Source organism: Vibrio sp. ZOR0018 (genome assembly GCF_963865925.1).
Lineage (GTDB): Bacteria > Pseudomonadota > Gammaproteobacteria > Enterobacterales > Vibrionaceae > Vibrio > Vibrio anguillarum.
Genome location: NZ_CAWMCN010000122.1, coordinates 1 through 1,496, shown reverse-complemented (window position 1 = coordinate 1,496; position 1,496 = coordinate 1). Strand labels below are relative to the sequence as shown.

At 41.3% G+C, this 1,496-nt stretch carries 2 protein-coding genes; both read right to left on the bottom strand.

Features of this window, described 5'->3' with window-relative positions:
- Positions 1 to 320: 320 nt before the first annotated feature.
- Positions 321 to 746, bottom strand: coding sequence for an HIT family protein (locus tag AACR75_RS14430; protein WP_052190350.1), 426 nt, complete (start codon positions 744 to 746; stop codon positions 321 to 323).
- Between the two features lie 145 nt (positions 747 to 891).
- Complete coding sequence (locus AACR75_RS14425) at positions 892 to 1,401, bottom strand: ATPase AAA (protein ID WP_047690668.1); 510 nt, start codon at positions 1,399 to 1,401, stop codon at positions 892 to 894.
- Positions 1,402 to 1,496 lie beyond the last annotated feature (95 nt).

Below are 1,496 nucleotides of genomic sequence, written 5' to 3'. Positions count from 1 at the left end.
GAAGAAAAGTGACGAGCGTAGCATGCTCGGCGGACGTTTGGATGCTGAAGGTTATTTTGCCGCTAAACTCACAACGAAAAACAACTCAACGCGATCAAGAAACAACAAATATGTGATGATTATTTATTGCTTAACTTAAGCTAGAAAACAGGCATTTACCGTTCAATTCAAACTCGACTTAGCTGATAAAAACTCACTTTGCCTAACGCCCAATTAAGGTGTGAAGCACGCTACCACAACACTCAATTAGAGCACCATAACCACTGAATTCAACCCAAACTAAAAATGCCAAGCGTGCTGAATCACTCTTAAATTGTTTGTTATGTCGTTGCTAAATGAGCAATGACACTATTTGCGGCTACAATAACTTCTTGCGATAAACCCTCCGTTTCAACCTTATAATACTCTCGCGCCCAATCAAACAACACGGGACCATGTATAAGGGATTCTTGAGTTGGAAAGTCTTCTAAGTATTTCGTTGTCATCACAGACAACCTAGGAAACACGTGAAAGTGCAAGTCACCGCCGGACTCACCAAACTTCGTACAATAGACTTGTTCAGGAGAGAGCGTTTTCATAACGGCTGATTCCAACAAAGCTAACAACACACCAAGCCCCTTCTGCGCGTCCATGGAAAGTTGATATAAAGAAGATGCTCCACCTTTACACTCAACGATCAAGTACCCTGGAATATTGCAACTACGACATGGACTTACAATGAATTTATCATCCTCAAAAACGACCATAACGACTTCCTATTTCGATAATAAGACATAACGCCCAATTAAGGTGTGAAGCACGCGACCACAGCACTAAATTTGAACACCGTAAACACTAAATTAGACCCAAACCAAAAATGCCAAGCGTGCTGAATCACTCTTAAATTGTTTGTTAGCATGTTGTTTCCGCTACAAACTCATTCACTTGAGAGCGTGTAGTGAAACGTACTTTAGTACCGTGAAAATCACTGAACAATTGCTGATGAAACTGTCGTGAACTTTTGGATTCTCGAACCGAGTATTCAGAAGCCCATTTCAATAATTCACGAAAATTATTCTCCGCCTGTTCCTCATTAAGTTGCTTCGAGCTCTCCGAACCACGCGCATAAAGAGAGTTTTTACATTCAGACCATTCCAAATCCAAAAATAACAGCATGTCAGCAGAAAAAATAAGCTGTTCGGCTAAAGCACCAAATACCCCCTCAACTACCCAGTTGCATTGAGACTTTATACTAGCAATTTCATTTTCGATTGCTCCGTTGGAGCGTTTTTGATTATAGCCACCTGGCTCCCATACAATCGAGTCCAAGTTAACTTCTTGCAACTGAAGTTTTCGGGATAACTGTTTCGACAGCCAACTCTTGCCTGAGCCAGAATTACCAATGATGAGAATTTTCTTCATATTACTCCCGCATGCTAACGCCCGGCTAAGGGGTTGACAACGCATAGCCGAACTCAAAAAACACACCGTAAACACTGAACTTCAATTTTGCACTA